The sequence below is a fragment of the Pontibacterium sp. genome (genome assembly GCF_041587635.1).
GTDB lineage: Bacteria > Pseudomonadota > Gammaproteobacteria > Pseudomonadales > Balneatricaceae > Pontibacterium.
In genome coordinates, this window is sequence record NZ_JBFGYC010000143.1 from 1 (window position 1) to 7,811 (window position 7,811).

Here is a 7,811-nt window from a genome sequence, read left to right on the forward strand (position 1 = left end):
CGCCACTCACAGAGCCTGAACACGCGACCTTTCGCGGATAGATAATCAATATAAGTGGCCACTCAATACTCGACTGTAGTATAACGGCCACTTGTTGTTTATATAGGCTTCGATTAACGTAGAGGGTCACTACGGGACAATTCCCGCTACAAAGAGTTATAGCGCTTTTATGGCAACAACCGAAATTAACGGAGCGCTCTCCAAGGATCAGGAAAGCAAGTCAGACCCATCACTGATGTTACAGGTCTTCGATAGGATCGCATTACCCACGTTTGTGATAGATAACAACCACGTTATTCTGCACTGGAACAGTGCGATTGAAGCACTTTCAGGGTTAAGCAGAGAAGAGATGGTTGGCACCTCCGACCAGTGGAAACCCTTCTATCAATCTCCCCGCCCATGCCTCGCAGATCTTATTCTGGATGGCGGTCATGATGCCGATGTTCAGCACTATTATCAGGACAAGTATCGTACCTCTGAACTGATACCCGATGCGTATGAAGCCGAAGACTTTTTCCCCGAATGCGGTGCCAACGGCGAATGGTTGCACTTCACCGCAGCTAGCCTGAAGGACAATCATGGCAATGTTATCGGTGCGATCGAAACCTTAAGCAACATCAGTGCCCGTAAAAAAGCTGAATTTGAGCTGATAGAGCGCGAACGGACTTACCGTGAACTGAGTATCACGGATGCACTGACAGGCCTGAGCAATTCACGCTGTTTCTATCAACAACTCGACCTGGCGCTCGAAAGTTCACGTCGATACAACCATCCCCTTTCACTCTGTTTTTTAGATCTGGATGACTTCAAACGGGTGAATGACACCTACGGGCACATGGTGGGGGACCTTGTATTGGAAACATTTGGCACGCTGATCAAAGCCGGATTGCGTACGAATGACTCAGCCTACCGATACGGCGGTGAAGAGTTCGCCATCCTGTTACCATCCACCGACTGTGAGGGCGCGATCACACTTGCTGATCGTATCCGTGAAAACCTGCGAAATCACAATGTGCCTACCGATGAGCACATTATCGTGAATGTAACAGCCTGCGTGGGAATCACAGAATATAAAACCGGCGACGATCCTCGCACGTTACTCGCTCGGGCAGATAACGCCCTTTACGAAGCCAAGCGTAGTGGTAAGGACTGTACACGCGTTGAGCGATAATGCCTGAGCAACATTGCCGCTGTTCATACCGTCGCCCCCCTACCCTTCCCTGACGTCTCGATGCCCGGGATAACATCAGGGAAAAGCCGGAGTTGTTGCTAAGCGATCGATTGAGCTTTAGCTTTTGCCACCAGCGTTTCGACTGTTTCATAACATGCACCACACCCCGTATTCGCACCGGTCACATCCCGTGCCTCATCGACTGTAAACGCTTTGTGTTCCGTGATTTTCGCCATAAATTCATTGGTGCGTACTTTCTTACAAATACATACCGCTTTATCGATGGGCGCTTTGTTCACGGTTGTTTCGGGGGATAAGGTTGTCATGATGCTCTCTGAAGTCGACTAGTCTGAGCAGGCAAGAGTAACCAAGGCAGAATAAACAGGAAAGGAAAGACAGCCTTTCCTCTGTGGCACAAATTCAGCAGGCCTGAGACCAACACCCGATCTCAAGCCCACTGCAAATTACCATGACGAGTTAAGCGGCCTGAACTTCAGGCACCACCTGCTTACGACTGTAGATAAAGATACCGACAAACGCAGCAGCAGCGACCAGATTGAGCAGCAAGATACCGTGCGGCCAAAGCAGCACCACACCCAGTAAGCCACAGATCAGACGTAGCACCAGATTTAGTCGACTCTCAAGAAAACCTTCCATAAAGCCCACCAATGCATAGATACCTACGCACGCAAAGGCAAAAATGCTTAACACCTCCTCCCAGCTGCCACCAATAAAGGAGGTATAGGCAAACAACAGCGGTACAATATAGAGCCCTTTTGCCACTTTCCACGCCATAAAACCGGTGGCCATCGGCGGCGTTTTAGCGATCGCTGCCGCAGCAAATGCCGTCAGACAAACAGGCGGCGTGACGTTACTGTCCTGCGATAACCAGAAGATGATCATATGAGCAGACAACAGCGCCATCGCCAGTGCAGATGGATCAAGCGCCTGTTCCAGTAACTGATTTCTAAAATCACCCGGCACCAGCGACAACAACTGCTGTGCATCCAATTCACTCATAGGCGCAGCCAGCAACGCGGCCTTTTCCATATCCACTAACATGAAGATGGTGCGCGCCGCTTCAGGCAAGGTTCCAGACACCATCATATCCAACAGCTGACTTTCGGCGATCAGGCTGTATAAAGCAGGTGCCGACAAGGTTGCTAATACGATGTAAGACGCAGTAACCGGAAGCCCCATGCCCAGAATCAGTGACGCCAAGGCCACCAACACAATCGTAATCAGCAAACTGCCACCGGCCCAATCAGTCACCATCAACGAGAAAGTATTACCAATACCCGTCATGGCCACCACATTCACGACCAATCCGACCGAGATCAGCAACATGGCCGTTGTCGCCATATTTTTGGAGCCCTGAGCCAGCGCGTCCAATATGTCTTTGAAACCCATTGGGTGTTTCGATAACCAAGAGGCCGCTACCACCGAAATGATTGAGAAACCCGCGGCATAGGTCGGTGTAAAACCGTAGATCAGCAACGCCACTAGTACCACCAGCGGTAACAGGTAATGCCAGCCATCCTTAAACACCTCACCCACCGGACGTGTATCGCTCTCGACGGCATGGGCATGGCTACGCATCGCCTCGACGCGCACAAAGAAACCGACAGACAGGAAATACAGCAATGCGGGTAACGCGGCGATGGCAATAATATCGACGTAAGGTATCTGGGTGTAAGACGCCATTATGAAGGCCCCAGCCCCCATCACAGGTGGCATCAGCTGACCACCGGTTGAAGCCGCAGCCTCAACACCTGCCGCAAACTTTGCCGGGAAACCCGCCCGTCGCATCAGGGGAATAGTGATGACACCGGTTGATACGGTATTCGCCACAGAAGAACCGGATACCGATCCCATCAAGCCGGAACCGAGGACCGCAACAAACCCGGGCCCACCCACAAAGCGACCCGCCGCACAGCGTGATAATTCGATAATGAAATCTCCGGCACCCGATTTCACCAGAAAGGCACCGAAAAGAATAAACATAAAAACGTACGTCCAGGAGATACGGGCGATCTGGCCGAACATCCCCTCAGACGAGAAATAACTCCGGTACAGCAAGGTTTCCAGGCTCAATCCAGGGAAACCAAACACACCGTCCACGTACTGCCCCCACCAGAACACATAGGTGAGCGCCACAATAATCATGCTCGGAATAAACCAGCCCGTTGTCCGGCGCGCCATCTCCAGAGTGATGAAGATTGCACACACTGAGAACACCCAGTCTGCTTCAGCAAATTTTACCCCGCGCTCGTACAGCGCATCCTCAAACCCCATCAGGTAGAGCGTACAGAATATCGCTGCGACCCCGATCAACAGATCAAGCAGTAAGGTCAGGCGGCGTCCTGATTCCGTTTTACACCGAACCATCGGCACCATCAGGCCACAGATCAGCGCAAACCCGGCAAAGTGGATAGCGGATACCCACAGCTCAGACAACGTGCCTAGTGTATTGAAATAGATATGAGCCAGTGCGAAGGCCACACCTGCCCAGTAGATAAAGCGACCGGCAAAAGAATCATCAGGGCGCTGCGTCAGCTCCATGCTTTTCAGCTTCTCAGCTGTGTCCTGATCGGTAACAGGGGTATCGGAACTCATGATATTGTCCAGAAGTTGTGCCAGAAATTACGCGTAGCAAGGGATAGAGCGGGAAGCCGGATAGCCTCCCGCACCGGTGACAACCTTAGTTGGCGGTCAGGTGAGCAGGAATATCCAATCCCATCTCTTTGTAGAAACGCGCAGCACCCGGATGCAGCGGCACAGGCAGACCCGCGATCGCTTTTTCCAGCGCCATGGCTTTAGTCGCTTTGTGAATACCGTTCAGGAAAGGCAGGTTTTCATAGATCGTTTTAGTGATCATGTAGACATCGTCATCAGAAATATCATCACGAACTGCCAGGAAGTTCGGCTGTGCCATGGTGTTGATATCTTTGGTCTGTCCCGGATACGTGTTTGCCGGAATCACGAAACGGGTCCACAGATTGTATTTACCGTTGGCTTCTTTGATCTGCTCATCAGTGAAGTCCAATACCGTCATATCGCTACCCAATGCAGCGTAAGCACGTGTAATAGCGCTGGTTGGCACACCCGCTGGGATATTCATACCATTGATCGTGCCGTTCTGCAGGGCATCCGCGCTGGCACCATAACCCATGTAAGCCAGATCAAAACTGTTTGCATCAATCCCTACGCCACCCAGAATCTGACGACCGGAACCTTCTGTGCCGGAGTTTTTCTTACCGATGGAGAACTTGGTATCACCAAACGCTTTCAGATCATCGATGGTACCGGATTTAGCGTATTTTGATTTAACGACAAACTGTTCAACGTTCTGCCACAACATCGATACTGAACGCAGTTGTTTCTGCGGACCGGATGATTTCACCGGGCCTTCACCGCTCCACGCCCATGCGCCATACAAACCTTGCATGATGGCAAACTGCGCTTCATTTTCACGCAACAACTTAACGTTTTCACCCGATCCGGCGGAGTTGATCGCAGACAGAGACAGCTTGTGCTTTGGCTCCAGCTTAACTTTTGTCAGCGTGGCCAGTGCAACACCGACCGGATAATACGTACCGCCCGTAGACGCCGTTGCCAGAATGTAGGCGCGCTTTTCAGCAGCCTGCGCCAGACCGGCGGTGCCCATTGCGGCGCTGATCGCCAGTGTAATCCCCAGACCTTTCAGAAAAGTGCGTTTGCTGGTTTTCATCTCAATACCCTTAAATTGGTGGTTATTGTTATTTCGAACAAGAGTGATTTAGATACTGCAAGGAGGGGGCCAACTTCACAAAAAATCATATCCCATTGATTCTTATGTATTTTATTTATAGAACCACATCCCTGTCACTATGTAGTAAGCAAGATATTGCTTATCGCGTACTTAACCATAAGCAATATTTTGCTTATCCGTAACCTGGAAGTGTGAATTCATAGCAAAGACGGCATGGGATTGCCGAAGAAACATGTCGTCGGGACACATCCACAGTCAAAACTCGTCCAACAGATGGATATTATATGACCAGATCAGAGCAATCCGGTCAGATAGGCAAAATTTTGCTCATTCACTTTCCGGTAAAAAATCACTGCGGTTCAATCCGTATTTCGCCATCTTCTGATTAAGTGTACGGCGTGGCAGATCCAGCTCATCCAGAACCGCTTTGATATTGCCCTGATGACGGGACAGGGACCGTCCCAGCACTTTACTCTCAAAGTTCGCCACCTGAGCCGCCAGCGATAACGTACTCTCCTCCGGCTCAACCGACATCATCGGTTCTTGTGGATAGAGCACATCCGCCACCGCCAATGAGCCATCCAGCGCATACCGCACTGCGATATTCTTCAGCTCACGCACATTACCCGGCCAGTTGTACTGTTGCAGGTTCTGAATATCCTGTGCAGTGGTACGACGCAGCTCCCGTTGATGTTGTCCCGCAGCCTGTCGGGCATAGTGAGCAAACAACAGAGGGACATCCTCAATACGTTCACGCAGAGGCGGTATATGCAGTTGAGTGACGTTCAGCCGATAATAGAGATCCTGACGGAACTGATCATCAGTGCGCAGATCCGCCTTAGACGCCGCGACGATACGCAGATCCACCGACATCGGCTGATTGGACCCCAGGCGCTCAATCACGCCTTCCTGCAATGCACGCAATAACTTGATCTGCAGGTTAGCGGGCATGCTCTCGATCTCATCAAGAAATAACGTACCGCCATCGGCATACTCAAACTTACCCACCCGCTGCTTATCTGCACTGGTGAACGCCCCCGCTTCATGCCCGAAGAGCTCACTTTCAATCAGGGCTTCAGGAATAGCACCACAGTTAAGTGGTACGAAGTTGTGCGTCGCGCGCCCGCTAAACTCATGCAGGCACTGCGCCACCAGCTCTTTACCCGTACCGGTTTCGCCGTAGATGATCACGTTGGTATCCAGCTCGGCACACTTCAGCAACTCCCGTTTAAGACGCTGGATCGCGGGTGAGATACCAATTAGCTTTGCATCCAAACCCGACTGGGAAGACAAGTTCTGCTGTAAGCGCAGGTTCTCCACCATCAACTGGCGCTTTTCACAGGCGCGGTGGATCGTTTCTACCAATCGCTCAGGCACGAAGGGTTTTTCGATAAAGTCATACGCCCCTTCGCGCATCGCCTTGATCGCCATATCCACATCACCGTGACCAGTAATCAGAATCACCGGCAATTCAGGAATACGCTGCCGAGCTTCAGCCATTAATGCTAAACCATCCATACCGGGCATTTTCACATCGGAGACGATGATGCCGGGAAACTGGTCATCCAGCGCAGCCAATCCCGCTTCGGCATGTTCAAAACTCTGCACCTCAAACCCGGCAATCTTCAGCCACTGCTCAGTGGACTGGCGGATCATCGCTTCATCGTCGATTAGCATTACAGTGCCGCGCATCAGGAGTTCTCCGGGTGATCTGGATTCATAGTTTCGTTGTTGCTGCGCTCGCTGTTTTGAGGGCATACATAGCGCGGCAGTATAACGGTAAAGCAGGCCCCACCTTCAACCCTGTTTTCAGCACTGATCTGACCATTAAGGTCCTGCACGATGGAGCTGACAATGGATAAGCCTAACCCTAAGCCATCACCGATCGACTTGGTGGTGAAGAATGGATCAAACAGGTGCCCGAGGTTTTCCGGTTCGATCCCCCCGCCGCTATCCGATACCGATATACGGACGTGAGCATCTGGATTTTGGGGATCAGCGGCAATCCTGATGGTTAATGTTTTCTCCGTATCCAAACCTTTCATCGCATCGCAGGCGTTCTTAATCAGGTTGACAAACACCTGCTCCAATCGCGCGTTGTCCCCCAGTATCGCCAGTGTCGGGTCGCGGTTTTCCAGTACCAGTTTGATACCGTCCTGGCTGATCCTGTCGCGGAATAGCACCAGCGATTGATCCAGTGCACTGACCGGTTTAACCGGCACCAGTGCATCCGGTTTTTTGAAGGCAAAGGTTTTCAGCTGCTGGGTGATCAGTGCCATACGTTGAGTCAGGTCGTCAATCAGGGTCAGATTTTCAGCCAACATCGAGTTTTCATCGTTCAACAGGTGACGGCAGATTGCCAGATAGGTCCGCATCGCGGTGAGTGGCTGATTGAGCTCATGTACAACGGCGGAAGACATACGCCCCAAGGCCGCCATTTTCTCCGCTTGCACCAGTTCAGTCTGCGCTTCCTGCAACGCCTGTGTACGCTCCAACACCTTATGCTCCAGCTGATCATTCGCCCGCTGTAACGCCGCCTCCAGCCGCTTACGTTTGGTAATATCGATCACGGTCACCAGATACAGCATATCTGCTTGCGCCACCATCTGTTTCACCGAGATCAGCATCGGGAACTGGCTGCCATCTGAGCGTTTTCCCACCGCTTCATGGGCCGTTAATGGCGCAAACCCACTGCTGCCCAATCGCGATAAGGTTCGCTGCAATGGACCAAAACTCTCGTGATCACCTGCGATCAGATCCTGTACGGCATAACCGAGTATCCTTTCGCTACCCACCCCAAATTGCTGGCTGGCCATGGGATTAATAAAGCGGATGGTACCCTGCGTATTCAGAGCGATCATGCCCACATGGGCATTGTTGATAATATCC

Annotated in this window: 6 protein-coding genes; 1 reads left to right on the forward strand and 5 read right to left on the reverse strand. The window is 51.6% G+C overall.

What is annotated here, in order from left to right:
- Positions 1–169 precede the first annotated feature (169 nt).
- A complete protein-coding gene (locus ABYW01_RS09110) occupies positions 170–1,171 on the forward strand; it encodes a diguanylate cyclase (RefSeq protein ID WP_372832219.1) in 1,002 nt (333 codons plus the stop codon).
- A 98-nt stretch (positions 1,172–1,269) separates the two neighbouring features.
- Here ABYW01_RS09110 and ABYW01_RS09115 read toward each other — a convergent pair whose 3' ends face one another.
- The 5 genes from ABYW01_RS09115 to ABYW01_RS09135 all read right to left on the reverse strand — a co-directional run.
- Positions 1,270–1,497 (reverse strand): (2Fe-2S)-binding protein, encoded by a 228-nt coding sequence (locus ABYW01_RS09115; RefSeq protein ID WP_372832220.1) that lies wholly within the window; start codon positions 1,495–1,497, stop codon positions 1,270–1,272.
- A 151-nt stretch (positions 1,498–1,648) separates the two neighbouring features.
- On the reverse strand, positions 1,649–3,787 hold the full coding sequence (locus tag ABYW01_RS09120; RefSeq protein ID WP_372832221.1) for a TRAP transporter permease: 2,139 nt from the start codon (positions 3,785–3,787) through the stop codon (positions 1,649–1,651).
- Between the two features lie 85 nt (positions 3,788–3,872).
- Positions 3,873–4,901 (reverse strand): TAXI family TRAP transporter solute-binding subunit, encoded by a 1,029-nt coding sequence (locus ABYW01_RS09125; RefSeq protein ID WP_372832223.1) that lies wholly within the window; start codon positions 4,899–4,901, stop codon positions 3,873–3,875.
- Between the two features lie 348 nt (positions 4,902–5,249).
- On the reverse strand, positions 5,250–6,614 hold the full coding sequence (locus tag ABYW01_RS09130; protein ID WP_372832225.1) for a sigma-54-dependent transcriptional regulator: 1,365 nt from the start codon (positions 6,612–6,614) through the stop codon (positions 5,250–5,252).
- Positions 6,614–7,811, reverse strand: a 1,198-nt coding sequence (locus tag ABYW01_RS09135; RefSeq protein ID WP_372832227.1) for a sensor histidine kinase, incomplete at its 5' end; no start/stop codon positions are given. The genes ABYW01_RS09135 and ABYW01_RS09130, both read right to left, overlap by 1 nt.

Coding starts and splice junctions, on each gene's coding strand:
- ABYW01_RS09130 (WP_372832225.1), bottom strand. CDS start 6,614: ATGCGCGGCACTGTAATGCTAATCGACGATGAAGCGATGATCCGCCAG.
- ABYW01_RS09115 (WP_372832220.1), bottom strand. CDS start 1,497: ATGACAACCTTATCCCCCGAAACAACCGTGAACAAAGCGCCCATCGAT.
- ABYW01_RS09110 (WP_372832219.1), top strand. CDS start 170: ATGGCAACAACCGAAATTAACGGAGCGCTCTCCAAGGATCAGGAAAGC.
- ABYW01_RS09125 (WP_372832223.1), bottom strand. CDS start 4,901: ATGAAAACCAGCAAACGCACTTTTCTGAAAGGTCTGGGGATTACACTG.
- ABYW01_RS09120 (WP_372832221.1), bottom strand. CDS start 3,787: ATGAGTTCCGATACCCCTGTTACCGATCAGGACACAGCTGAGAAGCTG.